At 64.2% G+C, this 26,077-nt stretch carries 26 protein-coding genes; 11 read left to right on the top strand and 15 right to left on the bottom strand.

The annotated features are described in order from the left end of the window. Positions 1-69: 69 nt before the first annotated feature. Both JQ621_RS02025 and JQ621_RS02030 read left to right on the top strand, forming a co-directional pair. Positions 70-1,851 (top strand): NirA family protein, encoded by a 1,782-nt coding sequence (locus tag JQ621_RS02025; RefSeq protein WP_212232747.1) that lies wholly within the window; start codon positions 70-72, stop codon positions 1,849-1,851. Next, positions 1,848-3,452 (top strand): sulfite reductase subunit alpha, encoded by a 1,605-nt coding sequence (locus JQ621_RS02030; RefSeq protein ID WP_212232748.1) that lies wholly within the window; start codon positions 1,848-1,850, stop codon positions 3,450-3,452. Before JQ621_RS02025 ends, JQ621_RS02030 begins: the two co-directional genes overlap by 4 nt. A 543-nt stretch (positions 3,453-3,995) precedes the next feature. On the opposite strand, the gene JQ621_RS02035 is transcribed toward JQ621_RS02030, so the two are convergent. The 3 genes from JQ621_RS02035 to pxpB are packed head-to-tail and all read right to left on the bottom strand — an operon-like array spanning position 3,996 to position 6,561. Continuing rightward, entirely contained in the window at positions 3,996-4,766 is a 771-nt protein-coding gene (locus JQ621_RS02035) for a LamB/YcsF family protein (RefSeq protein ID WP_212232749.1), read from the bottom strand. Between the two features lie 29 nt (positions 4,767-4,795). Beyond that, entirely contained in the window at positions 4,796-5,833 is a 1,038-nt protein-coding gene (locus JQ621_RS02040; protein ID WP_212232750.1) for a 5-oxoprolinase subunit C family protein, read from the bottom strand. Then, the gene (gene pxpB, locus JQ621_RS02045) at positions 5,830-6,561 is read right to left on the bottom strand and encodes a 5-oxoprolinase subunit PxpB (protein ID WP_212232751.1); all 732 of its coding nucleotides are present in this window, start codon (positions 6,559-6,561) and stop codon (positions 5,830-5,832) included. Before pxpB ends, JQ621_RS02040 begins: the two co-directional genes overlap by 4 nt. Positions 6,562-6,807: 246 nt before the next feature. Here pxpB and JQ621_RS02050 point away from each other — a divergent pair, with 246 nt between their 5' ends. Continuing rightward, the gene (locus JQ621_RS02050; protein ID WP_212232752.1) at positions 6,808-7,506 is read left to right on the top strand and encodes a ribonuclease activity regulator RraA; all 699 of its coding nucleotides are present in this window, start codon (positions 6,808-6,810) and stop codon (positions 7,504-7,506) included. Positions 7,507-7,524: 18 nt separating this feature from the next. Beyond that, the gene (locus JQ621_RS02055) at positions 7,525-7,929 is read left to right on the top strand and encodes a (R)-mandelonitrile lyase (protein ID WP_212232753.1); all 405 of its coding nucleotides are present in this window, start codon (positions 7,525-7,527) and stop codon (positions 7,927-7,929) included. 3 nt (positions 7,930-7,932) lie between these two features. Here the strand turns inward: JQ621_RS02055 and JQ621_RS02060 are convergent, their stop codons facing one another. From JQ621_RS02060 to JQ621_RS02070, 3 genes are all read right to left on the bottom strand, one after another. Continuing rightward, the gene (locus JQ621_RS02060; protein WP_212232754.1) at positions 7,933-8,289 is read right to left on the bottom strand and encodes a hypothetical protein; all 357 of its coding nucleotides are present in this window, start codon (positions 8,287-8,289) and stop codon (positions 7,933-7,935) included. A gap of 180 nt (positions 8,290-8,469) precedes the next feature. Next, the gene (locus tag JQ621_RS02065; RefSeq protein WP_212232755.1) at positions 8,470-9,381 is read right to left on the bottom strand and encodes a DUF2147 domain-containing protein; all 912 of its coding nucleotides are present in this window, start codon (positions 9,379-9,381) and stop codon (positions 8,470-8,472) included. 158 nt (positions 9,382-9,539) lie between these two features. Next, the gene (locus JQ621_RS02070) at positions 9,540-10,322 is read right to left on the bottom strand and encodes a transporter substrate-binding domain-containing protein (protein WP_212232756.1); all 783 of its coding nucleotides are present in this window, start codon (positions 10,320-10,322) and stop codon (positions 9,540-9,542) included. Positions 10,323-10,451: 129 nt separating this feature from the next. Here JQ621_RS02070 and JQ621_RS02075 point away from each other — a divergent pair, with 129 nt between their 5' ends. Beyond that, positions 10,452-10,949: a DUF1993 domain-containing protein gene (locus tag JQ621_RS02075; RefSeq protein ID WP_212233769.1), complete on the top strand. Its 498-nt coding sequence runs from the start codon at positions 10,452-10,454 to the stop codon at positions 10,947-10,949. Here JQ621_RS02075 and JQ621_RS02080 read toward each other — a convergent pair whose 3' ends face one another. From JQ621_RS02080 to JQ621_RS02105, 6 genes are all read right to left on the bottom strand, one after another. Continuing rightward, entirely contained in the window at positions 10,950-11,420 is a 471-nt protein-coding gene (locus JQ621_RS02080; RefSeq protein WP_212232757.1) for a hypothetical protein, read from the bottom strand. Between the two features lie 167 nt (positions 11,421-11,587). Beyond that, complete coding sequence (locus JQ621_RS02085; protein WP_212232758.1) at positions 11,588-12,577, bottom strand: hydroxyacid dehydrogenase; 990 nt, start codon at positions 12,575-12,577, stop codon at positions 11,588-11,590. A 34-nt stretch (positions 12,578-12,611) separates the two neighbouring features. Continuing rightward, positions 12,612-13,712: an ABC transporter ATP-binding protein gene (locus tag JQ621_RS02090; protein ID WP_212232759.1), complete on the bottom strand. Its 1,101-nt coding sequence runs from the start codon at positions 13,710-13,712 to the stop codon at positions 12,612-12,614. 6 nt (positions 13,713-13,718) lie between these two features. Beyond that, positions 13,719-14,624, bottom strand: a complete 906-nt coding sequence (locus JQ621_RS02095; RefSeq protein WP_212232760.1) for a carbohydrate ABC transporter permease — start codon at positions 14,622-14,624, stop codon at positions 13,719-13,721. Then, the gene (locus tag JQ621_RS02100; RefSeq protein ID WP_212232761.1) at positions 14,624-15,562 is read right to left on the bottom strand and encodes a carbohydrate ABC transporter permease; all 939 of its coding nucleotides are present in this window, start codon (positions 15,560-15,562) and stop codon (positions 14,624-14,626) included. Before JQ621_RS02100 ends, JQ621_RS02095 begins: the two co-directional genes overlap by 1 nt. A gap of 142 nt (positions 15,563-15,704) precedes the next feature. Then, positions 15,705-17,045 (bottom strand): ABC transporter substrate-binding protein, encoded by a 1,341-nt coding sequence (locus JQ621_RS02105; RefSeq protein WP_212232762.1) that lies wholly within the window; start codon positions 17,043-17,045, stop codon positions 15,705-15,707. A gap of 486 nt (positions 17,046-17,531) precedes the next feature. On the opposite strand from JQ621_RS02105, the gene JQ621_RS02110 reads away from it, so the two are divergent. Beyond that, on the top strand, positions 17,532-18,377 hold the full coding sequence (locus JQ621_RS02110; RefSeq protein WP_212232763.1) for a Spy/CpxP family protein refolding chaperone: 846 nt from the start codon (positions 17,532-17,534) through the stop codon (positions 18,375-18,377). A 124-nt stretch (positions 18,378-18,501) separates the two neighbouring features. Further along, positions 18,502-18,879: a response regulator gene (locus tag JQ621_RS02115; protein ID WP_212232764.1), complete on the top strand. Its 378-nt coding sequence runs from the start codon at positions 18,502-18,504 to the stop codon at positions 18,877-18,879. A 100-nt stretch (positions 18,880-18,979) separates the two neighbouring features. Here the strand turns inward: JQ621_RS02115 and JQ621_RS02120 are convergent, their stop codons facing one another. The 3 genes from JQ621_RS02120 to glk all read right to left on the bottom strand — a co-directional run bounded on the left by JQ621_RS02120 (position 18,980) and on the right by glk (position 20,601). Next, positions 18,980-19,135 (bottom strand): hypothetical protein, encoded by a 156-nt coding sequence (locus JQ621_RS02120; RefSeq protein WP_212232765.1) that lies wholly within the window; start codon positions 19,133-19,135, stop codon positions 18,980-18,982. 146 nt (positions 19,136-19,281) lie between these two features. Further along, positions 19,282-19,485, bottom strand: a complete 204-nt coding sequence (locus JQ621_RS02125) for a hypothetical protein (protein WP_212232766.1) — start codon at positions 19,483-19,485, stop codon at positions 19,282-19,284. Positions 19,486-19,632: 147 nt separating this feature from the next. Then, a complete protein-coding gene (glk, locus tag JQ621_RS02130; RefSeq protein ID WP_212233770.1) occupies positions 19,633-20,601 on the bottom strand; it encodes a glucokinase in 969 nt (322 codons plus the stop codon). Positions 20,602-20,839: 238 nt separating this feature from the next. Here glk and pncA point away from each other — a divergent pair, with 238 nt between their 5' ends. The 4 genes from pncA to JQ621_RS02150 all read left to right on the top strand — a co-directional run bounded on the left by pncA (position 20,840) and on the right by JQ621_RS02150 (position 26,055). Further along, complete coding sequence (pncA, locus tag JQ621_RS02135) at positions 20,840-21,466, top strand: bifunctional nicotinamidase/pyrazinamidase (protein ID WP_212232767.1); 627 nt, start codon at positions 20,840-20,842, stop codon at positions 21,464-21,466. 13 nt (positions 21,467-21,479) lie between these two features. Next, positions 21,480-22,598, top strand: coding sequence for an alpha/beta fold hydrolase (locus JQ621_RS02140; protein ID WP_249124594.1), 1,119 nt, complete (start codon positions 21,480-21,482; stop codon positions 22,596-22,598). Positions 22,599-22,724: 126 nt separating this feature from the next. Further along, complete coding sequence (locus JQ621_RS02145; RefSeq protein WP_212232768.1) at positions 22,725-24,758, top strand: NAD(+) synthase; 2,034 nt, start codon at positions 22,725-22,727, stop codon at positions 24,756-24,758. Positions 24,759-25,239: 481 nt separating this feature from the next. Then, on the top strand, positions 25,240-26,055 hold the full coding sequence (locus JQ621_RS02150; protein ID WP_212232769.1) for a sugar phosphate isomerase/epimerase family protein: 816 nt from the start codon (positions 25,240-25,242) through the stop codon (positions 26,053-26,055). Positions 26,056-26,077: the final 22 nt, after the last annotated feature.

Consider the following 26,077-nt stretch of genomic DNA (forward strand, 5'->3'; position numbering starts at 1 on the left):
TGAGTTCCTTGCGGATCGTTCCCTTCCGTCGATGCCACCCCGGTGGCCGCAGGAGCTTCGTTACCGACCATGAAAATCGAAACGCTCGCAGTCGACTTCACCGACGAGCAGAAACGCTATCTCGAAGGTTTCACGACCGGTCTTCAGATCAGCCGCGTCGGTCGCGGCTTGAGCGGCGGCGGTGGCAAGGCCATCGCGGAACCCGTTGGTCCTGATGCCCCGCACATCAAGGCCCAGGACAAGGTCATCGCCTCGGGCAAGAAGCTCGCCGACCAGGAGAAGTTCAAGCGCGAGGAGCATCCCTTCGATGCCTATCCGCGGCTGCGCCAGCAGGCGCTGGACAACGCAGCCCCGAGTCCGGCGGACAATTTCCGCTGGCGCTACTACGGCATCTTCTACGTCGCGCCGACGCAGGACTCCTACATGTGTCGCCTGCGCATCCCGAACGGCATCATGAAGCATTGGCAGCTGTCGGGACTTGCCGATCTTGCCGAGGATACCGGCGGGCCCTACAGCCACGTCACCACGCGCGCCAATCTCCAGCTGCGCGAGATCCCGCCGAAGAATGCGATCAAGCTGATCGAGGGCATCCAGGACCTCGGCCTGTGCTCGCGCGGCTCCGGTGCGGACAACATCCGCAACGTCACGGGGACGCCGACCGCCGGCATCGATCCGCAGGAGCTGATCGATACGCGGCCGTTCGCGCGCGAGTGGCACTATCACATTCTCAACGACCGCTCGCTCTATGGCCTGCCGCGCAAGTTCAATGTGGCGTTCGACGGCGCCGGCAGGATCGCGGTGCTGGAGGAGACCAACGACATCGCCTTCACCGCCTATGAGGTGAAGGACGGATTTGGCGTCGCGCCCGGTATCTGGTTTCGCCTCGGCCTCGGCGGCATCACCGGCCACAAGGACTTTGCCAAATACTCCGGCATTATCGTCAAGCCGGAGCAGGCCACGGCCGTTGCCGACGCGATCGTGCGCGTCTTCATCGAGCACGGCGATCGCACCAACCGCAACAAGGCGCGGCTGAAATACGTGCTCGACGCGATGGGCCATGACGGCTTCCTTGGGCTGGTTGAGGAACGGCTCAAGACCCCGTTCACGCGCGTCCCCGAAGAGGCATTTGCCCCGCGGCCCGCGGCGGACCGCATGGCCCATATCGGCGTGCACAAGCAGAAGCAGGATGGCCTGAACTGGATCGGCGTGTCGCTGACGCTCGGCAAGATCACCTGCGATCAGATGCGGGGCCTTGCCAAGGTCGCACGCGATCTCGGCGACGGCGAGATTCGCCTGACCGTCTGGCAGAACCTGCTGATCTCGGGCGTGCGCGACGAGAATGTCGCGCTTGCGGTCGCCGCCATCAAGGAGATCGGGCTTGCGGTCGAGGCCTCGCACATCCGCGCCGGCCTGATCGCCTGTACCGGCAATGCCGGCTGCCGCTTCGCGGCCTCCAACACCAAGCGCAACGCCGCCGAGATCGGCGACTGGTGCGAGGGCCGCGTCGCCATGGACAAGCCCGTCAACATTCACGTCACCGGCTGCCACCATTCCTGTGCGCAGCACTACATCAGCGACATCGGCTTGATCGGCGCGCGCGTGCCCGTCAACGAGGAGGACACCGTCGAGGGCTATCACCTCTTCACAGGCGGCGGGTTTGGCCCCGATGCCGAAGTCGGGCAGGAGGTCTATCACGACCTCAAGGCCGAGGACGCGCCGAAGACGGTCGAGGCGCTGCTCAAGGCCTATCTCGCCCATCGCACGTCTTCCGATGAAACCTTCCTTGCCTTTGCGCGCCGCCATGACGGTGAGACGCTGCGCAGGCTTGCCGATGCACAGGTGTCCGCATGAACCAGATCACGCCTCCGCCGAAGCTCGATATCATTCCCGCCAGCGCGCCGTTCTCGGACGCGCAGCGTTCCTGGCTGAACGGCTTCTTTGCGGGCCTCTTGTCGCCTGACGTGGCGACGCCGCTGTCGGCGGAGCAGGGCGCCGCGGTCATGCCAAGTGGCGATGGCGACGGCGAAGCGCCGTGGCACGACCAGACCATGCCGATCGCCGACCGGATGAAGCTTGCGGAAGGACGCCCCGTCCGCCGCAAGATGATGGCAGCGATGGCGCAGCAGGATTGCGGCCAGTGCGGCTACAATTGCCACGATTATTCGGAAGCGATTGCGAGCCGCAGCGAAGCGCGGCTCAACCTCTGCGTCCCCGGCGGCAAGGAAACCGCGCGGATGCTGAAATCGCTCTACGAGGAGCTGGACAAAGCGCCGGCGGCCAAGGCACCCGAGAAGGCCGATGCGGTGGCGGCGCCCGCCGTGACCGTGACGATCGCCGAGCCCGGCCGCTCGCGCGACAATCCGGTCGAGGCAACCTTCCTGTCGCGTCGTCTCCTCAACAAGGGGAAGTCCGAGAAGGAGACCTATCACATCGAGTTCGATCTCTCCGCCAGCAGACTGGACTACGTGGTCGGGGACAGCTTTGGTGTCTTTCCGCGCAACGATGTCGGTCTCGTCGACCAGATCATCGCGCTGCTTGGCGCCTCGCACACGACCAAGGTCAACGACAAGACGCTGCGCGAAGTGCTGATCGATGACGTCTCGCTGTCGCCGGCGCCTGACACGCTGTTCGAGTTGATCTCCTTCATCACCGGCGGCGCGCAGCGCGAGAAGGCGCGGGCGCTGGCGCAGGGCGAGGATCCCGATGGCGATGCTGCCACCCTCGACGTGATGGCGGCGCTGCAGAAGTTTTCGGGCACGCGTCCGCATCCCGAGGCCTTCGTCGAGGCGCTGGAGCCGCTGCAGCCGCGACTCTACTCGATTTCGTCCTCGCACAATGCGACACCCGGAAAGCTGTCGCTGACGGTCGATTCCGTGCGCTACGTCATCGGCAAGCGCAAGCGCATCGGCGTCGCCTCGACTTTCCTTGGCGAGCGCATCGCCGAAGGCGACAAGCTCAAGGTCTATGTGCAGAAGGCGCACAATTTCGGTCTGCCGCAGGATCCGAAGACGCCCATCATCATGATTGGCCCCGGCACCGGCATCGCGCCGTTCCGCGCCTTCCTGCTCGACCGCAAGGCCACCGGCGCGCCCGGCAAGAACTGGCTGTTCTTCGGCCATCAGCGCAGCGATTGCGATTTCTTCTACCAGGACGAGCTCAACGCGATGAAGACCTCGGGCCAATTGACACGGTTGTCGCTGGCCTGGTCGCGCGACGGCGAGAAGAAGTTCTATGTGCAGGACCGCATGCGTGAGGTCGGCCGCGAATTGTGGACCTGGCTCGCTGACGGCGCGCATTTCTACATCTGCGGCGATGCCAAGCGCATGGCCAAAGACGTCGAGCGCGCGCTGGTCGACATCGTCGCCCAGTTCGGCGCACGCTCGACCGACGAGGCCGTCAGTTTTGTCGCCGAGCTCAAGAAGACCGGCCGCTTCCAGGCTGACGTCTACTAAGCCTCGGCGACATCTCCATGAATCGCCGTCGCCGCGCATCGCACCGGCGTCGGCGCTCTACTGTGCATGGGGTTGTTTTGCGGTTCTGGTTTGTTGGGAACCGGAACCCGTTCCATCTGGATGGGATTTTAGCGAATAGGATTCCTGGAACCGGCGATTGCGGAGAATTTTAGCCTGCAAAGCCGGCCGCGAAAGTGCTTCCATCGCTATTTGCGCGATGGTCTTACAGCCGTCGCGTTCGATCGTTCATACTCGCCGCATGGTGCGTTGGAAATCGACCATCCGGGAATTGTCGGCGCAAGCCAGGCTTCATCTCTACGCACGATCGCTCTCGCGCAGGACAAAGGCGAGCGCACCCCGCATCGGCATCTACGGGGCCTGCGCGCTCATCGCCGTGCTCGTGTTCGGCACGCTGTCTGTACATCCATTTTGAAGCTCTCGTAGGGTGGCAAAGCGAAGCGTGCCCACCACCTGTCTCAATCATGACGAGATGGTGGGCACGGCGCGTTGCGCCTTTGCCCACCCTACGGCACCTGATATGCCTCACGATCCGCGCTTGAACGGCGCGACCTCGATCCCCGCATCCTTCAGGGACTGACGCAAGGTCCGCGCGATCTCGACCGCGCCATGCGTGTCACCATGGATGCAGACCGTGTCCGTGCGCATCTTGATGACCTTGCCGGTGACCGATACCACCGCACCGTCCTGCACCATCCGCACCACGCGGTCGGCGATAACCTTGGCGTCGTGCAGCACCGCGCCGGGCTTCTTGCGCGAGACGAGGTTGCCGTCGTCCTCATAGGCGCGGTCGGCGAACACCTCGTGCACCATCGGCAGGTTCGCCTCTTCGCCGGCTTTCACCAGTTTCGAATTGGCGAGCACGACGAAGATCAGGCTGGGGTCGACCGCCCTGATGCCGGCCGCGATCGCCTTGGCCGTCATGTCGTCCTCGCAGGCGACATTGGAGAGCGCGCCATGCGCCTTCACATGGGTCACCCTGTGGCCGGCCGCGGTCGCGATCGCCTGCAGCGCGCCGATCTGGTAGGCGACCAGGTTTTCGATCTCCGATGATTTCAGGCCGGCGATGGGGTGCCGGCCGAAGCCGTGCAGGTCGCGATAGCCAGGATGCGCGCCGACCGAGACGCCGCGCGCCTTCGCCAGTTCCACCGTCCGCCGCATGATGTCGGGGTCGCCGGCATGGAAGCCGCAGGCGACGTTGACCGAGCTTGCAAGCTCGATCATCGCGGCATCGTTGCCCATCTCCCACGCGCCAAAGCCTTCGCCGAGGTCGCAATTGAGATCGATCGTCTTCATGGTGCTCTCCGCCTCCGGTCTTGTTGTCGTTACGGCTCTGCCGTGACCTGCCAGGTCCCGGCATCCATCGCGCTCACCGCATAACCTGCGACGTTGGCATCGCTCAGCGCCTCGACGTTGAGCTCGACCACATCTGACGCGTGCAGGCGATCGGGCAGGGCGCGGATCAACTGCGCGAATCTGCGCGCCTCGTCCTGTGCCTCGGCCATGCTGACGGCCTTGAACCGGAATGCCGTTCCCGCCGAGGTCTGCGCGAGGCGGCCGATATCGGCCGTGATCACGGTTGCGATCTTCGGATAGCCGCCGGAGGTGCCGCGGTCCATCATCAGCACGATTGGTGCGCCGTTGCCGGGCACCTGGATGCTGCCGTTCACCGTGCCGTCGGAAACAATGTTGTGGCCGTGCAGATGCTCGATCGCGGGACCCTCGAGCCGGTAGCCCATGCGATCCGATGTCGCCGAGATCTTCCAGTCGCTCCCCAGGAACAGCGCCTTGTTGGCATCGTCGAACTCGTCGTCCTGCGGTCCCAGCACCACGCGGATCGGGCCGCTCGCCGGTTTGGGCAGGTCGATCCGCAATTCCGGCGCGCCGCTCGCGGCATCGACCGTGAATTCGTCGCCGGCCTGCAGGGCGCGCGGGTAGGGACTGCCAAGGCCGGCACGGGCATTCACCGCGAGGCTGCCGAACACCGCTTCGCCCTTGATGGCGCCTTCGATCGCCAGATAGGTGAACGCGCCACCGCGGGCAAAGCCCAGCGTCAGCGTCTCGCCGTCCTTCAGCGTGACCGATGTGTCCATCGCCACCGGTTTGCCGGCAATGTCGGCATTGCGCGGCGCGCCCGATATCGCGACGCGCACCGCGCCGTCCCTGGCCGTGAAGGTCGCGCCGAACGGACCGATCTCGACAGCGGCTGCGAACGGATCGTTGCCGACCATGGTATTGGCCGCTGCCAGCGCCAGCCGATCCATCGCGCCGCTGACGGTCAGACCGTAGCGCTGCGCGCCAAAGCGGCCGCCGTCCTGGACGGAGCTTGCGGGCCCGATGCTGGCGACAATGAGCCGGCTCATGCGTCGACCTGTTCGGCGACGATCTCGCCGGCTTCAGCGGCGCGGTCGAGCTCCTCGAACGTCTTGTGGTCGATGGCAAAAAACGTCACGCGATCGCCGGGTTCGGTGAGGAAAGTCGGACTGCGGTGGAGCTGATAGGTTCTGACGGGGGTGCGGCCGAGCAAGTGCCAGCCGCTCGGCGCGGCAAGGCACTGGATACCGGCCTGGATGCCGCCGATCGAGATCGTGCCCGCAGGTGTGAACAGCCGCGGCGACTGCCGCCGCGACATGTGCAGGGATTTGTCGAGCCCGCTGAGATAGGACCAGCCCGGCGTGAAGCCGATCATCGCGACGCGATAGTCGCCGCCGGAATGACGGGCGACAATGTCGTCGGGCGTGGTCTTGAGCGCCTTCGCGACATCCTCCAGATCGATGCCGTGCTCGCCGCCATAGGCGACGGGAATGCGCCAGCGCCGTGCCTTGGTCGACGGCGGCAGCGGCTGGCGGGCGATCGCAAGCAGCTTTTCGCCGAGCGCGTCGAAGCCGATCTTGCCGGGGTCGTAATGCACCAGGAGCGAGCGATAGGTCGGGATCGTTTCGCAGATGCCCTCGATGGGCGACGCTGCGAGCGCCTTGTCGAGCGCGAGCACGCGCTCATTGGCGGCGTCGTCGATGGTGCGGCTGAACTCGACCGTGACGGCGCTGTCGCCACTGGGCAGAAGGCGGGGCGGGGGAAGCGTCGGGGCCATGAGCTGTCGGTATCGGCTTCTCGGGAAACGCGGGCTCGTCCTTGAGTTCCGCGTCGCCCTGCTTCGCGTAAATGCGCCCTCAAGTCCAATAAATTAATGCCGTGGGTGGCGATAAAGCCTTGTTATCGCGTCGCATAACTGCCCGGCAGGGCCGCGTTTGTGTCGGGTCTTTCGCCCTTGACGCCAAGCGCCCGGCTCGCAAGATGCGCGCGTTCTTTCCCGCCCACCCGGAGCTCGTTCTCGTCCATGTCGCTGTCCCCCGAAGCCCGCAAGACCCTCGCCGGCATCACCACTGCCACCATCACCACGGTCCTGCTGAAGAAGGGCCTGCGCAATGTGTGGATGCGTGGTGCGCGTCCGCTGCGTCCGGGCCTCCCGCGCCTGGTGGGACCCGCCTTCACGCTGCGATTCGTGCCGGCCCGCGAGGATCTGGCGACGCCGGAGTCATGGTCGTCGCCGATCTCGACCCGTACCGCGATCGAGGCCATGCCCGAGGGCTGCATCGCCGTGGTCGATGCCATGGGCATCACCGACGCCGGCATCTTCGGTGACATCCTCTGCGCCCGCATGATGAAGCGCGGTGTCACCGCGCTCGTCACCGACGGCGTCGTGCGTGACGTCGAGGGCGTGCTCGGCACCAACTTGCCGGTCTGGTGCGACGGCTATGCCGCGCCGCCGTCGGTCGCGGGCCTCACCTTCGTCGGCTGGGGCGAGCCGATCGGCTGCGGCGGCGTTGCCGTCTTCCCGAACGACATCGTCGTCGCCGACCAGGACGGCTGCGTGCTGATCCCGGCGGCGATGCTCGACCACGTGCTCGCCGAGGGCGTCGAGCAGGAGCGGATGGAGGCCTGGATCGTCGGCGAAGTGAACAACGGCGCGGTGCTGCCGGGCCTCTATCCCATGAACGCCGAGACCAAGGCGCGCTACGCCGCCAGCAAGAAATAACAGGAAACGAGGACTCCCATGGACATCACGCTCGCAGGCACGCGGCCCACCCGCCGCGCGCCCCAGGAACACTTCACCGGCACCGTGTTGCAGGATCCCATCAACATGGCGCCCGCGCCGGCGCGGCTGAACGTCTCGCGTGTCTCGTTCGAGCCCGGCGCCCGCACCAACTGGCATCACCATCCGCTCGGGCAGACGCTGTATGTGATTTCGGGCGTCGGCCGGGTCCAGACCAAGGGCGGTCCGGTCAAGGAGATCCGTCCCGGCGACACCGTGTGGATCCCGCCGGGGGAAGTGCACTGGCACGGCGCCTCGCCGGGCAACTCGATGTGCCACATCGCCATGCAGGAAGCACTCGACGGCGTGTTCTCGACCTGGCTGGAGCCAGTGACCGACGCCGAATACGGGGCAGCGCTCGGCTGACGCCTACATCCGCTCAGCGGTCCAGGTGCCCGAGCACATGGCGCCACGCCATGTGCCGGAGCCTGACGTGCCGCTGAGCCGGCCGGAGCCGACGGCGCTCTTGATGCCGGTGCTCAGCCTGACGCTGATGCTGCCGGCATCGGCGACGCGGCCTGATGCCGTCACCGCCGAACTGCTCGAAGCGATCTGTCCGTTGCTGATGCCGATCGCGACGGTTGCGCCATTGCCGCAGGTCTGGCTCGACGAGGAGATGCGGACGTTCCATGTTCCGTCGAAGGTTGAGCCCGCAGCATCGGCCTGCGCGAGCGGGACAATGATAGCGATAAGGCTGGCGAAGAGACTCTTGCGAAATCCGTTCATGACTCGCCCCTGTGGTTGACCATGCGGGGATCGTGTCACGGACCTGGAACCTGCGATGTGACGGCTATCACGTGCGCCAGGTTCTCTGTGAGTTGACGCACGTCACGACAACACGGCGGACAAAAACAAAGGGGCCCGGAATCCCGGGCCCCCTGTTTGTCTCGATTGCCGAATGCGCCTCTAATTCACGCGCGTCCAGGTCTGGCCGCCGCAGAACATGCCGCCGAAGGCGCAGCCTTGCACGCGCAAGCGATCGGTGCCCTTCAGCGAGATCGTGGAATCGTAGGTCGAGCCCGAGTTGGGATCGAGGATGCGGCCCGACCATTTCTGGTCCTTGCCGGGCTTCATGTTGATCAGGATCTGCTCGCCATTCTGGTTCGATTTGCTGTCGACCGAATAGCCACAGAGGTTATTGCCGCACTGCTCGATGCGGACCCTGCCTTCCTTCTCCTCGGTGAGCCAGACGCCGAGCGGCGAATTGAGGTCGCGCGTCGGCGCGGTTGCGGGAGGGGCCGGTGCGACTGCTGCGGCATGAACCGGCGCCGCGGCTGGCGCGGGTGCAGCCGGTTGAGACGGTGCGGGGGGCGCGACCGCAACGGCCGGAGCCGGCGGCGGAGGCGGAGCGGGCGGCGGAGGAGCGGGCGGTACGGCCGCCACCGTCGGGGCCGCGCTCGGTGCGGGTTGAGGGGGCGGCACCATATCTTCGGCCGGAGCGGTGCTGGCGGTTGCTGCCGCCGGCGGAGCAACCGGGGGCGGTGGGGCCGGAGGCGGCGCTGCAGCTGCTGCGGGGGCAGCTGGCGCCGGCGCTTGCTCTGCGGGCGGCGCGGCGACCGGAGCTGGGGCTGGCGCAGGCGCGGCCGGCGTTTGCGGATCGACCTTGGCCTGTTGCGGGGGTTGTTGGGCCGCGGGCGTATCGTTCTTCTTGGCCTTTTTGGCCTTGCCCTGGCCGGTATTGTCGTAAACCCCAGGGATCTGGACCGTTCCGCGGTCCGGATCGATGCGGATGGTGCGCCCGCCATACTCGAAGGTGTACTGCGCCTGCGCTGCGGTACTCGCCAAAAGGAACGCGGCCGTCGCCAACAGCTTCCTCATTTCCATCTCCCGAACAGGTGGTCCCGCAGCGACGCTTACGCCCGGGTTCAATCCCGAAAAGTGATCTAGATCACTGTCACCCGTATGAGTCGTCTGCCGGTGGTTCCGGGTTCAACAACGCCGAACCCGGTCCAGAGTTGGACGAGCCGCTCCAGGTGCTAGTCGAACCAGGCGGCGTAGATCTTCCTGTAGCTGCCGTCCTCCATGGAGAGATGCAGCCACTGGTCGACGAACGCCTTCAGCGCCAAGTCGCGCTGGAGCCAGTAGGCCTTCTCCGAGAAGTCGAACGGCTTTTCGGGATGCACCGCGCAGAGCACGCCCGCATGCTGCTTCTGCTGATAGCGGGTCTCGGAAGCGTCCGTCATCATCAGGTCGGCGTTGCCCTTGGCGATCTCGTCGAAAATCGCGGTGTTGTCGGGGAAGACGGTGATCTCGGCGTCTTTGACGTTGGCGCGCGCGAACCGCTCGTTGGTGCCGCCGGGATTGACGATGACGCGGGTGCCCTTCTTGTCGATATCGGCAAGCGTCTGATACTTGGCCGCGTCGGCGCAGCGCGCGATCGGCGTCTTGCCCTCGCGCATGATCGGCATCGAGAAGAAGCCCTTCTTCTGGCGGTCGAGGGTCACCGAGACGCCGCCCATCGCGATGTCGAACTGGTCGGCCTCGAAATCTTTCATCAGTTTTGGCCAGGCGGTGGCGACGTATTCGACCTTGACGCCGAGCGCCTTACCGAGCGCCTCCGCCATGTCGACGTCGAAGCCGGAAAATTGCTGCGTGGCCTTGTCCAGATAGGTGAAGGGCTTGTAGTCGCCGGTCATGCCGACGCGCAGGGTACCGCGCTTGATGATCTCGTCGAGGCGCGAGGGCGCGGCCTGCTGCGCGTGAGCCGAAAGGTTTGCCAGCAACATCACGGCTAAAGCCGTCACGATTCGCACGATCATCTCTTTTCCAACCAAGTCTTTTCCAACCAAGCCCGAGCTGTCATTGTGCAGCCCGTCAGACGTGGATTTAGACCAGATGCCAGTTTCTGGCGAGACGGAATTGAAGGGAATCTCGACGTGACGATCTCGATGTACGAGGCCTCGGTGGGCCTCTTCGTGCCCTATTTGCGCAACCTGTCCGTCCTACTCGACAAGGGCGTTGCCTATGCCGAGACCCGCAAATTCAATCCGACGGTCCTGCTCGGCATGCGCATGGCCCCGAACATGTACGACCTGGCGCAGCAGGTCGGAGAGGCTTGCCGCCACGCCACCGTCGCCCCGGCCTTGCTGGCGCAGTGTGAACCGGTCGCGCTGCCGCCGCTGGAGCACGACATGGCCGGGCTTCAGGCGCGGATTGCGACCTCGATCGAGTTCATCGAAAGCCTTCCGCGCGCCGAAATCGATGCGGCTGCGGAGCTGAAGGTCTTCTTCAAGCTCAAGAACGGGACCGAGCTGCCCTTCACCGGGCGGACGCTGCTGCTGACCAACAGCATCCCGCAGTTCTTCTTTCACGTCACGACCGCGTACGACCTGTTGCGGCACGCGGGCGTCGAGCTTGCGAAGAAGGACTTTCTGGGAAGAAAGTAATTAAGCTTCGCCCTTGCGCTCATAGTCGGCGAGCGAGCTGCGGCCGGCGATCTCGCTGCGCAGCAGCTCGAAGCGCCGACGGGCCTCTTCCTCGTGGGTATCGACAAACTGCACGGCGGCCTCGCTCGACATCGGGCCGCTGACCACGGGCGCGGACTGTTCGCCGATGGTTTCGTGCACGTAGTACTGGCCATCGTCGCCGCGATGGACCGTCCACTTCAGGCGGATTGCCACCATCGGCCCAGGGCCGATCTTGTTGTAGCCATCGGCATCGGCTGGGTGTTCCGGGACTAGCGGTTGCTCCTCGACCACCGGATGCTCGTCGGTGCCGTGATGCTCGTCCGCGACCGCAAATCCGTCGGCCGCCACTGCTTCAACTTCGGTGTCGCGAACGACGAACCCAGGCTCGGGACGCTCGAAAATGCTGGCGATGGTCGCCAGCGCCTGGTCGGTCGGGTCGATATCTGACAAGGGTCCATCCTCCAGCTCGACGCGGCCGGCAAGTCTGTCCCACTGCCGCCGCGGCCGGACCTATTACGCGGGTTTGATTAAGGCTGAGTTGGGGCCCGATCTGCACCAAAATGGGACGCATTCTGGCCTTCCGAAGGCGGGCGGAATGCCGCCCGTCCTTCGACTTTTCAGCCCAGCACGTCCTGATTGATGATGTTCTGCCTGATCGGATCGCCGTCCAGCACACTCAGGATGTTGCGCGCGGTCTGTTCGCTCATGCGGATCACGGCCTCGACCGTGACGCCGGCCACGTGCGGCGCCATGATGACGTTGGGCAGCGCGAACAGCGCATTGCTGACCGGGGGCGGTTCGACCTCGAACACGTCGATGCCGGCGCCGGCGAGCTTTCCGGAGGTCAGTGCATCGTACAGCGCGGCTTCCTTCACGATGCCGCCGCGCGCGGTGTTGATGAGATAGGATTTCGGTTTCATCCGGCCGATCCTGTCAGCGTCGAACAGGCCGACGGTCTCCGGCGTCTTCGGGCAGTGGATGGTGACGAAGTCGGCGTTGGGCAGAGCCGCATCGAGATCGGCGACCGGCTCGCAGCCGGCGGCCTTGATGTCCGCGGCCGGCTTGTAGGGATCGTAGACCTGCACGTTCATTTCCATCGCCTGGCAGCGCCTGGCGGTGCGGCTGCCGATGCGGCCGAAGCCGATGATGAGAACCGTCTTGCCGTAGAGATCGAACGGCAGCATGCCGAGGCGCTCGGCCCATTTGCCGTCCTTGACGCAGGCATGCATCTCGTTGGCGCGCTTGGCGAGCGTCAGCATCATGAACAGGGCCTGCTCGGCGACCGACGGCGAGTTGGCGCTGCCTGCGACCATCAGCGGCACCTTGCGGCGCGAGAGGGCGGGCACGTCGACGGCGTCGTAGCCGACGCCGATGCGGGTCACCACCTTCATGTCCTTGGCTGCCTCGAGCTCAGTCTCGCCGAAAGCGGTGGCGCCGAGCGCGACGCCGTGAACTGGCGCATGGCTCTTCAGCAGAGCCTCGAAATCCCGGGCGGAGATCAGGTTCGGAAACTCGACGAGCTCGATATCGTCCCGCTGGGTGAGGAGGGCGCGTGCCCCTTGCGACAAAGTTTGTGTAACGAAAATCTTCTTCTTGTTGGTCGTCATCGCTCCCCGCCTGCTCGCGTTTCTTGAGCCGGCGTCACAGCACGACGCCGGTCTCCTCGTTTAGCAGGTGCATGTTGTTGAGGTCCATCGCCAAACGCATGGGAGCCCCGTCCTTGGCGCCGGCATTGGGATTGACGCGGCCGCAGACCGGCGTGCCGTCGAGGCTGAAATAGACCAGCGTCTCCATCCCCATCGGCTCGGTCACGTCGAGCACGGTGTCGAAGGTCTCGACGCCGGGCTCCAGATGCGCATTCGATTCCGTGAGATGTTCGGGCCGGATGCCGAGCAGCAGACCGTCGTTGCGGGGCAGCGCGCCGTAGCGGGCGGCGCGGGCGGGCGGCAGCGGGAACGAGATGCGGTCGGTGAGACGAACGTTCAGCTTGCCGCCCGACTCCTCCAGCCGGCATGGAATAAAATTCATCGCCGGCGAGCCGATAAAGCCCGCGACAAAACGCGTCGCAGGCTTGTGGTAGAGCTCGTTCGGCGTGCCGATCTGCTCGATCCGCCCCTTGTTCATCACCACGACGCGGTCGGCCAGCGTCATGGCCTCGACCTGGTCGTGGGTGACGTAGACGGTCGTGGTGCGCACCTTCTGGTGCACCTTCTTGATCTCGATCCGCATCTGCACCCGCAGCTTGGCGTCGAGATTGGACAGCGGCTCGTCGAACAGGAACACTTTTGGATTGCGCACGATGGCGCGCCCCATGGCGACGCGCTGGCGCTGGCCGCCGGAGAGCTGCTTCGGCTTGCGGTCGATCAGATCGGTGATGTCGAGAAGGCGGGCGGCTTCCGTCACCCGCGCCTTGATCTCGGCCTTCGGGTAGTGCTTCAGGCGCAGCCCGAACGACATGTTCTCGGCGACCGTCATATGCGGGTAGAGGGCGTAGTTCTGGAATACCATGGCGATGTCGCGGTCCTTCGGCGGCACGTCGTTGACGACGTCGCCGCCGATCATGATGTCGCCGTCGCTGATGTCCTCGAGGCCTGCGATCATGCGCAGCGTGGTCGACTTGCCGCAGCCGGAAGGGCCGACGAGAACGATGAACTCATGGTCGGCGATATCAAGGTCGATGCCGCGCACGGCCTCGACATCGTCGTAACGCTTGACCACCTTCCGCAATGCAACGTCAGCCATGAGCATTCAACCCTTTGTCGCGCCGGCGGTCAGGCCGGCAATGTAGTAATCCATCAGGAAGGCGTAGATGATCAGCGGGGGCGCCGCGCCGAGCAGCGCGCCGGTCATGATCTGACCCCAGTTGAAGACATCGCCCTTGATCAGCGTCGTGGTGATGCCGACCGGCAGCACCAGCTGGTCAACGGATGTCGTGAACACGAGGGGATAGAGGAACTGGGCCCAGGACACCGTGAAGGCGAAGATCGTTGCCGCGATCAACCCGGGCAGCGCCACCGGGATGAAGATGCGCAGCAAGGTCTGCAGCCAGGAGGCGCCATCGATGATTGCCGCCTCATCGAGCTCTTTCGGGATCGAGGCGAAGTAGCCGATCATGATCCAGGTGCAGAACGGCACGGTCAGCGTCGGATAGATGAACACCAGCACGTACCAGCGGTTCAGCAGCGTGATGCCGGTCAAGTCCTGGATCACCGCCAGCATCTTGAACAGCGGAATGAACAGCAGGCTGTCCGGGATCAGGTAGGTCAGGAACACGCCAGTCGCGAGCGTCGCCGAGCCCCAGAACTTCATCCGCGCCAGCGCGAATGCCGCGGGGATGCTGATCAGCATCGTCACGATCACGACGACGATCGAGATGATCGCCGAATTCCAGAAGAAGCGCAGGAACTGGTTCGAGGTCAAGAGCTCGACATAGTTCGACAGGGTCGGGTGAAACACCCACCACGGATTGGTCGCCGCAGAAATCTCCGCGCTGCTCTTGAGCGAGGTGATGATCATGTAGAGCGGCGGCGTCAGGAAAAAGATCGCAAACAGCACCAGGAAGAAATAGGACCAGCGCAGCGCCCAGGCCCGGTCCCGGCTCATGCTGCCGAGTTTGCGGGTGGGTCCAGCCTTGTCGATGACCAGCGTGCTCATCAGGCTTCGTTCCCACGTTTGTTGACATCGCGCAGGATGAAGATCGCCGCGACAGCGAGGATCGGGACCATAAACAGCGAGACGCAGGCGCCGAGCGGAATATCGCTGCTCTGGATGCCGACCTGGAATGCCCAGGTGGCGAACAGATGCGTCGTATCCAGCGGCCCGCCCGAAGTCAGGATGCGTACGATGTCGAAATTGGCGAAGGTCACGATCAGCGAGAACAGCGTCGTGATGGCGATGATGTTGCGCATCATCGGCAGCGTGACGTACCACATCTTCTGCCACCAATTGGCGCCGTCTATCGATGCAGCTTCGTAGAGCTGATCGGGGACGGATTTCAGCGCCGCCAGATACATGATCAGGAAAAACGGCGCGCCGTACCAGACGTTGACGAGAATGACGGAGAACCGTGCCCAGAAGGTCTCGCCGAGCCAGGGGATCGGCCCGACACCGAAGAAGGAGAGGGTATAGTTGAAGGCGCTGTAGGACGGGTCGAACAGCCAAAGCCAGGCCAGCGTGCTCATGGCCGGCGGAATCACCCAGGGTACCAGCAGCATACCGCGCCATTTGCGTTGCTTCTTGCCGGGAATGTTGTGGACGAAATGCGCGACGATGAAGCCGATCAGCGCCTTGAAGATCACGGCGGTGATGGCGAAGATGCACGACTGCTTCACCACCATCCAGAACGTCTCGCGTTTGAACAGGAAGGTGAAATTGCCGAGCCCGACGAATTTAGTCATCGCCTTGTTCAGCGTCGCCAGATAGAGCGAATAGAAGGCGGGATAGAGCACGAGCAGGCCGATCAGCAGGATCAACGGCAGCGTCAAGAAGAACGCCACGGTCGACTTCCGACCCAGCATGTTGCGCAGGCTTCGAGCCTTTCGGGGGCGCGCGGTACGGGCGACACCACCTTGCTCAATGACGACATCGGCCATGGGAGAGACCTTCAAAGGCAAAACTTCAAGCGGATGGTTCAACGGCGAAGCCGGCGATCGGCGGCTATGTTGCGGACGCCCGGATTGGGTCGCCTTGGCGGCTCATGCAAACGAGCATGAACCGCCATGGCATACACCCGGCTCAGGTCCGCATGAAGCCCTCGCACTCGCCCTCCGCCCAGGCGAGCGCCGTGTCCATCTTCTCGCCCTGCGCAAAGCGCAGCGCCATCTTGGTCAGCGTCGCCTGGAAGTAGATCTGCTGGGCGATCTTCGGCGGTGCCGGCGACGCGGCGATCGACAAGGTCTGACGATGGTAGGGATCCGGATAATGGAAGAGCGTCCCCTTCGGCGGCCCTTCCTCGGCCCAGGTCTTGAACTTCGTCATGTTCGCGTAAGCCGGGAGATCATATCCGCCGCTGGCTACGACGAACTTTTCAATCGCTGCGGGCGAGGACAGATGGACGAGCAGGCTCTTGGCCGCCTCCTTGTTCTTGCCGAAGCTCCACACGCCCCAGAAATAGGGCAGGAACGGCGCGAAGCGGCCCTTCGGCCCGGACGGGAAGCCGTGGGTCCAGCACTGCTCGGCGACCTGAGGCGCATCGCGTTTGGCGACGGCCCAGGCGCTCGGTGGGTTCATGATCATCGCGCCGCGGCCCGAGATCAGCCATTTGTTGTTGGAGGCGTCATCCCAGGACGGCGCATCGGCCGGCAACACGGCGATCAGCTTCTTGTAGAATTCCAGTGCCTGCCGCACCGCGTCGGTCTTGACGGTGACGTCGCCCTTGGCATTGACGAGTTCGGCGCCGAACGACTGGAAGATTGCACCTGCCGTGTCGACGCTGTCGGTGGTCTCGCCGAGTCCGATGCCGAATGGGACGCCGGCCTTTTGACAGGCTTCCGCCGCTTTCAGGAACGTCTCCAACGTCCAGTTGTCATCTTTCGGCGGGCTGCCGGCCGGATACATTTCCTGGACGTCGATGCCGGCGTGTTTCTTCATGAGATCGATGCGCGAGCAGGGGCCCTTGATCTGGCTCCCCGGCGTGGCCGGCACGGCAAGCCATTTGCCATCCAGCTGTCCCAGATATTTGACGGTGCCGTTGACCTCGCCGTTCTGCTTGATGAGCGGCTCCATCACGTCGTTGAGCGGCTCGAGATTCTCGGAATAAGCGTGCGGCCACCAGCTCGGCATCTGAAGAATGTCGTGACCGGACTTGGCCTGCGCTTCGGCCGCCGCGGTCAGCTCGATCTTCTTGTTGTTGCTGGTGATGTAGTCGATGGAAACCTCGACCTTCTCCTTGTCGGCCCATTCCTTGACGAGCGCGGTGGAGGCGTCGTTGGCGCCGGGCACCCAGTGGTCCCAGAATCCGATCGAAAGCTTGCCGGCGGCGTAAGCGCCTCGGACATAGGGCGCCGCGATCAGCGCCGTGGAGGACATTGCAGTGGCAGCTACAAATTGACGTCGCGTCAGTGTCTTGCGTGACATCTCGTTTCCTCGCCTTGGTGTGTTTTATTGTTCTGTCGTTTCCTCAGACTCTTCCGAGTTTGTTTTTGGTCTTGTCGTTGGACGTTTCTTGTCGCCGTCGTCATCGCTAGCCGGATATCGCGCGCGTAACACGGCAAATTGGAAGCGCGATCAGATCATGATTGATTGCGTCTGTCGAGAAAACCGAAGGCGTCGCGCTCTAGAACTAACGTTGTGTATGGGGCGGCGACCGCGACCGTTGCCCGCGGGCTGTGGCTGCTCTTATTGCGACGCACACTTCGGAGCGCGACGGCCACGGATCACCCGTGCGCAATTGTGCCGCAGTTCCAAACGAGCTTGCGTTGCCGCTTCGCATCAGACGGCCTTTCAAGCGGGGACAGCGACAGTCCACGCCTAGACCCAGGCTTGGCGAAAACGGTAGAGTTGCAACCGGCAGGACGCCTGCCGTTTCCGTAAGAAGGCAAGCAGATCGAGATGGAGACCAAAATGATCACCCCGGCGCCGCCTGCGCGGCTTGGCCTACGACTTGGCCTGCGACGATGGCTCGCGCTAGGGTCCGTGCTGACACTGCTTGTTGGCGCGGCCGCAGTTGCGAATGCACAAGGTTTGGTCAAGGGCGTCCAGGAGGGAGCCGCGGCCGGCAACAAGGCGGCCGGTCCCGTCGGTGGTGTCCTCGGTGGCGCCATCGGGGGCGTGGTCGGCGTCTTCACCGGGGTTCTCGGCGTCGGGAACAACAACAGCCAGGCGCCGGCAGCCAAAGACTCGAGCAAGGACGCGAGCAAGGATGCCAGCAAGGACGCATCCAAGGATGCGAACAAGGATGCGAAGGACGCCAAGGGCGCCGGCAAGGACAAGGACACCAAGACGGCGAAAGGCGCCAAGGGTGCCAAAGCGAGCAAGGAAGCCAAGAACGCTCCCGCGGCGGACGCCAATCAAAAGGATGTCACGGTCCTGACCCAGCCCGGCGCGCCGCAATTGACCGCCGACCAGATTGTCTCCAACAGCGATGCCTATATCGAGCGCATCAAGTCCGAGCTGAACCTCACGCCCGATCAGGAGAAACACTGGTTCGGTTTCTCCAGCGCCATGCACTATCTCGGGCACAATGGCGCCGAGCGGCTCAACCTGCGCATTGAGCGGGCCAAGCGCGATCCGCCCGACGACATCATCGAGCAGATGCGCAACGAGGCGCAGTTCCTGATCGACCGCGCCGCCGACCAGCGCAGCGTCGCCGATGCGGCCGAGCCGCTGTTTTCGAGCCTCGATGACAAGCAGAAGCAGGTGTTCATCCAAGAGATGGTTCGCCTCAGCCACGAGCGCGGGCTGGACTGATCTGACTGAAATGAGCGAGCTTGAATCGGATGGCATGTATTCGTGGAATTTCATGACCACGAATTCGTGAATCTTTCTCGCAGTTGGAGTATGCTTAGCTTCGCAAGGTGGCTGCGAGGTTGATATGGCGGACGGGCTCTCCGTTTTCCTGGTCGAAGACGAGACGTTGATCCGGATGATGATGGCCGACATGGTGCAAGAGCTTGGCCACCATGTCGTCGCGGAAGCGGACAATGTCCGCGATGCGAGCGCCTTCGCGATGACCGCGCAGTACGATTTCGCGATCCTCGACATCAATCTGATGGGTGTCTACGTCGATCCGGTCGCCGATCTGATCGAGCGTCGCGGCAAGCCGTTCCTGTTCGCCACCGGCTATGGCCCCGAATTGCTGCCGTCCTTGCTGCGGCGCAGGCCGATCCTGCGCAAGCCGATTGCGATCGACCAGCTCAAGATCATGATCGACACGCTGTTTCCGGATGCGGCGGCCAAAGTACCGCACTGATCCGGACGCAAGGCCGACCCTGTCAACGATCGGGATGCCATGAAACGACAATGGCCGCCGAAAGGGGCGGCCATTTTGCGACGGAAGGTCCGTCAGTGTTTCACATCAGGCCGGCGCTGAGATCCACGCCCTGCGCCATCAGGCTGAACGAGGCAATGAGGCCCAGGCAGCAGAAGATGACAATGGCTTTAAAAGAATAATCGTGCGACCGGGTCTGGACGGCAGCCGGCATTTCGGCGAGCGAAATCATGCTCATGTTCATTCCCCCTCTGTTAAATCCTGAATTGCATCAGGTGAGGGGAACCCTAGAGCACAAAGTTTGACATAGGCTTGCGAGAGATCCTTAACGAAACCGCAATCGATTGCGGACTCCTGGCCCCTTGGCGGCAGACCTTGCAAGCCCTAGTTGCGGCCGCCCTTCAGCACGGTGGCGATGGTGCTGGCCGTCATGGCGGCGCGATCCGAGGCGCGCTGCGCGGCGAGCCGGTCCCGGGCCTTCTCCTCGATCAACAGCTGGATCAGCGCCATGCGCTTGTTCTCGTCATCTGCTTCGGTCAGCAGCCGATGATAGCGATGATAGTCGAAGCCCACATCCTGCTTACGCATGTCACGCCCCCCGCTACTCACGCCACATACGCGCAAATTGTTTCTCATCGGAAATAGCGATGCAAGCACGATCCTGCGTGGAACCGCGCGTGCGCTGCAATGAGCTGTGAATTGCCGGGCGGGCGACGCGCGCGGAGCGGGCGCGCCTCAATCCAGGTTGTGGTCGGCGAACGTCTTCAGTCCGACAAAGCTCGCATCGGGCTTGACGATGAGGCGCGTCGGGATGTTGCGAAGATAGTCCTGGAAACGTCCCTTGGCCTCGAACCGCGCGCGGAACGCGGAGGCCGCGAGGAACTCCGGAAAGCGCGGCACGATTCCGCCGGCAATGTAGACGCCGCCCCTGGCGCCGAAGGTCACCGCGAGATTGCCGGCAACCGAGCCGAGGATCTCGCAAAACATCTCCAGCGTCGCACGGCTGAGCTCGCAAGTCCCGTCCAGCGCCGCCCTGGTGATCGCTGCGGCATCGCGTTGCGGCACCTGGGCTTCATCGACCTCGGCCAACGCCTCGTAAAGGGATTGCAGCCCGGAGCCGGACAGGGCGCCGCGCTCGATCGAGACATGGCCGTAGCGCCGGCGCATCGCGGCGATGACGCGCTCCTCGCGCTCGTTCTCGGCCGGCAAGGTGGCATGGCCGGCCTCGGTAACGACGGCGAGCCGGGCGCCGTGGCGCTCGACCAGGCAGGAGACGCCAAAACCGGTCCCGGGCCCCACCACCAGCAGGGGCTCTCCGGACATTCCGTCCCGGCCGCCGAGCGGAATCAGGTCGGCAGGCTGCAGGGCCGGCAGGGACCAGGCTACCACCTCGAAATCATTGAGCACGTGGACGCTGTCGAAGCCGAGCGCCGGCTGGAGCTCGTTGCCGTCGATCACCCACGGACTGTTGGTCATGACGCAGCGGTTATTGGTGACTGGACCGGCAACGGCGAGGACCGCCCGAACAGGCTTCTCGCCGCCGGCCCGCCGAAGCACATCAACGATGGCCTCGCGAACCGTGGGATGATCGGCCACCTTCACATAGTCGATTGGTCCGAGCTGCTCGCCATTGCTCAGTGCAAAGCGCGCATTGGTACCGCCGATATCGGCGAGAAGAATATTTCCTGTCTTGCCGACACTCATGACCATTTGGCTGCCGTCGCCTCGCAGGCTCCGGGAACCCTTCTCCTCCGATCCTTGGCTGCGTTCCGCACCTAGCGGATATCAGAGATTCTGCGCTTGGGTGTAGCTAGTCAACACGGACGAGGCCAAAGCGTTGCATCTTCAAGCGGCTTCGGCGGTTGCGAAGTCGCCTGGGAAGGTCGACATTGGGGGAGCGCCCGGCGCCATCTGCGCCGGGCTGACGGCTTGAGACCTCTCGATGATGATATCCGACCGCGACGTGCTGCTGGTGATCGACGTGCAGAACGATTTTTGCACCGGCGGGGCGCTCGCCGTACCCGGTGGCGAGAACGTCGTCCCCGCCATCAACCGAATTGCCCAGAAATTCACCAATGTGGCGCTGACACAGGACTGGCATCCCGCCGACCACGTGTCCTTCGCGCCGAACCACAGGGGACGCCAGCCGTTCCAGACAATCGAACTCGACTACGGCACCCAGGTGCTCTGGCCGACGCATTGCGTGCAGGGCACATCAGGCGCCGAATTCCACGGGGATCTGGACGTCACGCGAGCGAGCCTGGTGGTGCGCAAGGGCTTTCGCCGACAGATCGACTCCTATTCGGCACTGTTCGAGAACGACCACAAGACGCCGACCGGCCTGCTTGGCTATTTGCGCGAGCGCGAGCTGAAGACCGTTTTCATCGCGGGGCTGGCGCTCGACTTCTGCGTCCGCTTCTCGGCAGAGGATGCGCGCAAGGCCGGCTTCCAGGTTGCCGTGATCGAGGACGCCTGCCGCGGCATCGACCTCGACGGCTCGGTCGCGGCGACCCATCGCAGCTTCCGGGAGCTCGGCATCTCCATCGTCAGCCTGGAAGCATTCCTGTGAGGATCATACGGTCATGGTGACGAAGAAGAGCGGCCAGCAGCCAGCGGAAGCGGGACATAGTCCCGACGCGCCCGTGCTGTGGCCGTTTGCGGCGGCACGGCTGGCCATGGACGCCTGCTTCTGGTGGCTGGAGCGCAGCGCCGTGGAGCAAGGTGAGAGCGAGCTCCCCTGGACCACATCAGGCACAGTGGCGCTGGAGCTTCCCACCATGCGGCTGCGTGATTGCGCGCGGACGCGGTCCGGTCAGCCAACGCTGGTCTGCGCGCCCTATGCGCTGCATCGGGCCCTGATCGCCGATTTCGCCCCCGGCCACAGCGTGGTTCAGTCGCTGCAACAGGGCGGCATCGATCGGGTCTATCTCACCGACTGGCGCTCGGCCCTGCCCGAGATGCGCTATCTCTCGATCGACAGCTATCTGTCCGATCTCAACGTCGCGGTCGACGAGATCGGTTCTCCCGTCGATCTGGTTGGTCTCTGCCAGGGCGGCTGGCTGTCGCTGCTCTATGCAGCACGCTTTCCTGCCAAGGTGCGGCGGCTCGTGCTGGTCGGCGCACCGGTCGATCTCTCGATCGAATCCAGGCTGGCACAGCTCGCCCGCAACGCGCCGGAGATCGTCTATGACCAGCTCGTCGCGCGTGGCGGCGGCAATGTCAGCGGGGAGGAGATGCTGAATGTCTGGTCGAAGACGCCTGGCCCCGACGACATCGCGGCGGCGTTGCAGAGAGAGCTCTCGGGCGAGGAGGGCGCGGCCCTGCTCGCGCGCTTCGAGCGCTGGAACACGGAGACCCTCAATCTGCCGGGCACCTATTATCTTCAGATCGTCAACTGGATCTTTCGCGAGAACCGGATCGCGTCGGGCACGTTCACGGCGCTCGGCCGCACGATCGACCTGGAGGACGTCAAGGCTCCGGTCTTTCTGCTGGCAGGGCTCGATGACGACGTCGTGCCGGCCACGCAGGCGTTCGCCACGGCGAGGCTCGTCGGGACGCCGCCGGCTTTCGTCGCAGCAAGCTCCGAGCCCAGCAATCATCTCGGTCTGTTCATGGGCGCCCGGACACACGTCCACGTATGGCCCCGGATCGCGGAATGGCTCCGCGACGACCTCTCCGGCATGCTGGCGCGGCGCGCCTGACGGCTGACGAACCTGCAAATCCGTTATGCATGACGGCGGATGGCCTGCACGCCGCCCGGTCGATGGGCTACATAGGATTGGGAGCGGCCGGCTGCGGCCGCGACAGGATTAAGGGTTCTTTGCTCGATGAGCTTCCACTCGATCTACGCCCACGGCTTTGCGCGCGTTGCCGCCTGCGTCACCACCTCCCATGTGGCCGATCCCGCGGCCAATGCGAAGGCGGTCATCGCGGCGGCAAAAAGCTGCGACGCCCAGTCGGTCGCGGTTGCCGTGTTTCCCGAGCTGTGTCTGTCCGGCTATGCGATCGAGGACCTCGTCATGCAGGATCCGCTGCTCGACGCGGTCGAGCGCGGCGTTGCCTCGATTGTCGAGGCTTCGGCGGCGCTGATGACGGTGCTGATTGTCGGCGCGCCGCTGCGTTTCGGCGTCAGGATCTACAATTCCGCGGTCGTCATCCACCGCGGCAGCATTCTCGGCGTCGTGCCCAAGAGCTATCTGCCGACCTATCGCGAATTCTACGAAGGCCGCCATTTTGCTTCCGGCGCCGGCATCGCCGGGGAGACGATCGCGTTCGGCGGGTTGCATGCGCCCTTCGGCACCGACCTCCTGTTCGCGGCCGAGGATGTCGCAGGCCTCACCATCGGCGTCGAGATCTGCGAGGATATGTGGATCCCGGTGACGCCGGCCTCGGAGCTTGCGCTCGCCGGCGCAAGCGTGCTGATCAATCTCTCCGGCAGTCCGATCACCATCGGCCGGGCGCGCTCCCGCGCGCTGCTGTGCCAGTCGACCTCCGCGCGCTGCCTTGCGACCTATGTCTACTGCGCCGCAGGCGCAGGGGAGTCGACCACGGACCTCGCCTGGGATGGCCAGACCTCGATCTACGAGAACGGCGTACTGCTGGCCGAGGGCGAGCGCTTCCGGCAGGATGGCCAGATCAAGTTGGCCGATGTCGATCTCGACCTGCTCAGGCAGGAGCGCGCCTTGATGGGCACGTTCGACGACAACGCGCGCCAGCGCGAGGGCTTCTATCGCAAGATCAGCTTCGCCTTGAAGCCGCCGGCGACCGATATCGGCTTCCTGCGCAAGGTCGAGCGCTTCCCGTTCGTGCCGAGCGACGAAAGCCTGCTCGAGCAGGATTGCTACGAGGCCTACAACATCCAGGTCGCGGGCCTCGTGCAGCGCATGCGCGCGACCGGCACCAAGCGTGTCGTGATCGGCGTTTCCGGCGGTCTCGATTCCACCCACGCCCTGATCGTCGCCGCCAAGGCCGTCGACCTGCTCGGCCTGCCGCGCGCGAATATTCTGGCCTACACCATGCCGGGCTTTGCCACCGGCAGCGAGAGCAAGACCAATGCGCTGGCGCTGATGCAGGCGTTGCAGACCACCTGGCAGGAACTCGATATCCGCACCACGGCCACGCAGATGCTCAAGGACATCGGCCATCCCTTCGGCAAGGGCGAGAAGGTCTACGACGTCACCTTCGAGAACGTGCAGGCGGGCCTGCGCACCGACTATCTGTTCCGCCTGGCCAACCACCATGGCGGCATCGTCATCGGCACCGGCGATCTCTCCGAGCTCGCGCTCGGCTGGTGCACCTATGGCGTCGGCGACCAGATGGCTCATTATAATGTCAACGCCGGCGTGCCGAAGACGCTGATCCAGCACCTGATCCGCTGGGTGATCGCCTCGAAGCAGTTCAGCGGCGATGTCAACGGGACACTCGCCTCGATCCTATCGGCCGAAATCTCGCCCGAGCTGGTTCCCGTCAAGCCGGGCGAGAAGCCGCAAAGCACCGAGGCCTCCGTCGGCCCGTACGAGCTGCAGGATTTCAACCTGTTCTACACGCTGCGCTTCGGCATGCGGCCGTCCAAGATCGCGTTCATGGCGTACCAGGCATGGAAGAATGTCGCTGAGGGCGAGTGGCCGCCGGCGTTTCCGGCCGACAAGCGGCGCGCCTATGATCTCCCGGAGATCCGCCGCTGGCTCGAGGTGTTCCTGCGCCGCTTCTTCGCTTTCAGCCAGTTCAAGCGCTCGGCGATGCCCAACGGACCCAAAGTCTCGGCCGGCGGCTCGTTGTCACCACGCGGCGACTGGCGCGCGCCGTCGGATTCGAGCGCGGCTGCCTGGCTCGAGGATCTCGATCTCAACGTGCCGAAATGATCTGATCGGGCAAACACTGGATCGGAAAGGGCAGCCCAAAACGACTTCGCGCCGCACGGCTGATCAGGCCGGCGGCGCGAACTCACGTTCAATCTGGAAAGCACGAGGTCCGGAGTGCCTAGGAGTCCGGACCTCGTAACCTTGCCCCAGCCTTTGATCCCCCCGCCTCGGAAGTCCCCCAACCCCGTGGTGCGCGATCAAAAGGTGATGCCCTTGGAAGGCCGCCGATCGATGTCCCGCGATGTAAGCGAGATCAAATTAGGATTCCATTCCGGATCACTACGGACTGAAAAACACTTGATATTGCGCGCGGATGCATGCGTTTGCACGCGCCGCTGCACGGAATCGATGCAAGATCGATGCAGGCACGCCACAGGATGTCCACACCCCCCGCGACCCGCGGAACCCGCTTTTCACCGGCCTGTCATTGAACTGGTCTAGCGCTGCTCCTCGTCATCGTTGACGACCAAGGGAGCAAGCCATGTCGAAGCCGGTGTTGGGCGCTGCGCTATCCATCAAATCGATCCCCGCCCACCGCGACTGGCTGCTCGAACGACAACGCGATCTCGAGGTTCAGGATTTCTTCCGCGCCGATCTGCTCGACGGCGACTGGCGCACGCCCGCCGCCGAAATCAAGCAGATGCTCTCGGGCCATACCGGACGCCTCGGCATCCATGGCCCGTTCTGGGGTTTCAAGATCGACAGCCATGACCCGATGATCCGTCAGGCGGTGACCAAGCGCCTGCTTCAGGGTCTGGATGCCGCTGAATTCCTCGGCGCGACGCAGATGGTGATGCATTCGCCGTTCACGACCTGGGACCACAACAACCTCGATCTCTATCCTGATAACCGCACCAATCTCGTCGAGCGGGTCAAGGCGACGCTCGCCGAGGTGATCGCGCGCGCCGAAACCATCGGCTGCGAAATCGTGATCGAGAACATCGAGGACAAGGATCCGCGCGATCGCGTCCGTCTCGCCAAGGCGCTCGAAAGCAACAAGGTCCGCGTGTCGCTCGACACCGGCCACGCCAACTACGCCCACATCTCCACCGGCGCGCCGCCGGTTGACTATTACGTCGAGACCGCCGGTGACATGTTGACGCATGTGCATCTCCAGGACACCGACGGCTTTGCCGACCGGCACTGGGCGCCGGGCGAAGGCAACATTCCCTGGGTCGCGGTGTTTCGTGCACTCAGCCGGCTCACGTCCAATCCGCGGCTGATCCTCGAGCTGCGCAATCATGATGACGTTCGCAAGGGCGCTGCGCATCTCGCCGCGCTCGGTCTCGCCGAATAACCGACATCACAGGGCAGGGGTC

This window comes from Bradyrhizobium manausense, assembly GCF_018129685.1.
GTDB classification, from domain to species: domain Bacteria; phylum Pseudomonadota; class Alphaproteobacteria; order Rhizobiales; family Xanthobacteraceae; genus Bradyrhizobium; species Bradyrhizobium manausense_D.

What these genes read in the sequence shown, in the direction of transcription:
- JQ621_RS02025 (WP_212232747.1), top strand. Translation starts at nt 70, where the DNA reads ATGAAAATCGAAACGCTCGCAGTCGACTTCACCGACGAGCAGAAACGC.
- JQ621_RS02030 (WP_212232748.1), top strand. Translation starts at nt 1,848, where the DNA reads ATGAACCAGATCACGCCTCCGCCGAAGCTCGATATCATTCCCGCCAGC.
- JQ621_RS02035 (WP_212232749.1), bottom strand. Translation starts at nt 4,766, where the DNA reads ATGAAGACGATCGATCTCAATTGCGACCTCGGCGAAGGCTTTGGCGCG.
- JQ621_RS02040 (WP_212232750.1), bottom strand. Translation starts at nt 5,833, where the DNA reads ATGAGCCGGCTCATTGTCGCCAGCATCGGGCCCGCAAGCTCCGTCCAG.
- pxpB (WP_212232751.1), bottom strand. Translation starts at nt 6,561, where the DNA reads ATGGCCCCGACGCTTCCCCCGCCCCGCCTTCTGCCCAGTGGCGACAGC.
- JQ621_RS02050 (WP_212232752.1), top strand. Translation starts at nt 6,808, where the DNA reads ATGTCGCTGTCCCCCGAAGCCCGCAAGACCCTCGCCGGCATCACCACT.
- JQ621_RS02055 (WP_212232753.1), top strand. Translation starts at nt 7,525, where the DNA reads ATGGACATCACGCTCGCAGGCACGCGGCCCACCCGCCGCGCGCCCCAG.
- JQ621_RS02060 (WP_212232754.1), bottom strand. Translation starts at nt 8,289, where the DNA reads ATGAACGGATTTCGCAAGAGTCTCTTCGCCAGCCTTATCGCTATCATT.
- JQ621_RS02065 (WP_212232755.1), bottom strand. Translation starts at nt 9,381, where the DNA reads ATGAGGAAGCTGTTGGCGACGGCCGCGTTCCTTTTGGCGAGTACCGCA.
- JQ621_RS02070 (WP_212232756.1), bottom strand. Translation starts at nt 10,322, where the DNA reads ATGATCGTGCGAATCGTGACGGCTTTAGCCGTGATGTTGCTGGCAAAC.
- JQ621_RS02075 (WP_212233769.1), top strand. Translation starts at nt 10,452, where the DNA reads ATGTACGAGGCCTCGGTGGGCCTCTTCGTGCCCTATTTGCGCAACCTG.
- JQ621_RS02085 (WP_212232758.1), bottom strand. Translation starts at nt 12,577, where the DNA reads ATGACGACCAACAAGAAGAAGATTTTCGTTACACAAACTTTGTCGCAA.
- JQ621_RS02090 (WP_212232759.1), bottom strand. Translation starts at nt 13,712, where the DNA reads ATGGCTGACGTTGCATTGCGGAAGGTGGTCAAGCGTTACGACGATGTC.
- JQ621_RS02095 (WP_212232760.1), bottom strand. Translation starts at nt 14,624, where the DNA reads ATGAGCACGCTGGTCATCGACAAGGCTGGACCCACCCGCAAACTCGGC.
- JQ621_RS02100 (WP_212232761.1), bottom strand. Translation starts at nt 15,562, where the DNA reads ATGGCCGATGTCGTCATTGAGCAAGGTGGTGTCGCCCGTACCGCGCGC.
- JQ621_RS02105 (WP_212232762.1), bottom strand. Translation starts at nt 17,045, where the DNA reads ATGTCACGCAAGACACTGACGCGACGTCAATTTGTAGCTGCCACTGCA.
- JQ621_RS02110 (WP_212232763.1), top strand. Translation starts at nt 17,532, where the DNA reads ATGATCACCCCGGCGCCGCCTGCGCGGCTTGGCCTACGACTTGGCCTG.
- JQ621_RS02115 (WP_212232764.1), top strand. Translation starts at nt 18,502, where the DNA reads ATGGCGGACGGGCTCTCCGTTTTCCTGGTCGAAGACGAGACGTTGATC.
- JQ621_RS02120 (WP_212232765.1), bottom strand. Translation starts at nt 19,135, where the DNA reads ATGAGCATGATTTCGCTCGCCGAAATGCCGGCTGCCGTCCAGACCCGG.
- JQ621_RS02125 (WP_212232766.1), bottom strand. Translation starts at nt 19,485, where the DNA reads ATGCGTAAGCAGGATGTGGGCTTCGACTATCATCGCTATCATCGGCTG.
- glk (WP_212233770.1), bottom strand. Translation starts at nt 20,601, where the DNA reads ATGAGTGTCGGCAAGACAGGAAATATTCTTCTCGCCGATATCGGCGGT.
- pncA (WP_212232767.1), top strand. Translation starts at nt 20,840, where the DNA reads ATGATGATATCCGACCGCGACGTGCTGCTGGTGATCGACGTGCAGAAC.
- JQ621_RS02140 (WP_249124594.1), top strand. Translation starts at nt 21,480, where the DNA reads ATGGTGACGAAGAAGAGCGGCCAGCAGCCAGCGGAAGCGGGACATAGT.
- JQ621_RS02145 (WP_212232768.1), top strand. Translation starts at nt 22,725, where the DNA reads ATGAGCTTCCACTCGATCTACGCCCACGGCTTTGCGCGCGTTGCCGCC.
- JQ621_RS02150 (WP_212232769.1), top strand. Translation starts at nt 25,240, where the DNA reads ATGTCGAAGCCGGTGTTGGGCGCTGCGCTATCCATCAAATCGATCCCC.